This is a genomic window from Oleiphilus sp. HI0066, assembly GCF_001635725.1.
In genome coordinates, this window is sequence record NZ_LWFH01001394.1 from 1 (window position 1) to 1,143 (window position 1,143).

At 42.3% G+C, this 1,143-nt stretch carries 1 protein-coding gene; it reads left to right on the top strand.

The window, feature by feature from the left end:
* The first annotated feature begins 58 nt into the window (after positions 1 to 58).
* Positions 59 to 979: a tRNA (adenosine(37)-N6)-dimethylallyltransferase MiaA gene (miaA, locus tag A3738_RS21000; protein WP_068763835.1), complete on the top strand. Its 921-nt coding sequence runs from the start codon at positions 59 to 61 to the stop codon at positions 977 to 979.
* Positions 980 to 1,143 lie beyond the last annotated feature (164 nt).

The window sequence follows — 1,143 nt, forward strand, 5'->3', positions numbered from 1 at the left end:
ACATTAATAGTGCACTCCTCAAGCATCAAATCATTCTGCGCAAACTTTGAACAAGATCATGCAAATTCAAAAAAAAACACCTCTAATCGTGATCCTTGGGCCTACCGCAAATGGAAAAACTCGTTTAGGGATTGAGCTCGCCAAACAATTTAATGGCGAAATTATCTCCGCAGATTCAAGACAAGTCTTTCGTCGTATGGACATCGGAACGGGGAAGGATCTTCAAGAATACGGTGATCTTCCTTACCATCTCATTGATATTGCCGAGCCGGGCCAGGAATATAATCTCTNTCGGTATGCGCAAGACTTCTCTTCCGCTTTTGAAAAAGTCATATCTCGTAATAAATTGCCTTTTCTTGTTGGTGGAACGGGAATGTATTTGGATGCGACACTCCAGCGTTATGCATTAACCTCAGCCCCGATTGATAAAAAGCTGCGTTCAGAATTAGAAGAAAAATCGCACGAACAGCTTATACACCAGCTTCACGAATTATCCCCTAGTCTTCACAACGAGACCGACTCAATTGATAAAGACAGAACCATTCGCGCAATAGAAATCGCTTTAGCAGAGAAATCTGGTAGCCCATGCGTACATTGGCCCGATTTTGAGCCTTGCGTTATAGGCCTGCAGTTTCCAAGAGAAGTGACTCGTGAACGAATCAGTGCGCGCCTATCGGCGCGCCTAGAAGAAGGTATGATCGAAGAAGTAGAAAACCTTATTCAAGATGGTGTCTCACACGAAGCACTTGAGCATTACGGCTTAGAGTATCGGTTTATCTCTCAACATCTACTTGGAGAAATGAACTTGAACGACATGCATCAAAAGCTACGCAGCGCTATTCATCAGTTTGCGAAACAACAGGAAAAGTGGTTTCGCAATATCGAGAAGAAAGGCGTAAAAATCCATTGGCTGGACACACAAAACTCTCTCTTTGATCAAGGCTCAAAGATAGTTAGTTCATTTCTGAAAAACATTTAGAAATACGGCCGTGCTCTATCGCTCGCAAATAGAACTAAGTATCCTGCTCGCTCGCTAATAAAATCAAAGTACGAGTATGATGTATGCCTGCATTAAATAGCCCATTTAGTCCAAACAATAAGCCTGAAATAAAAAATCGTTTGTTCAAGTCTGCCATGAGCGAA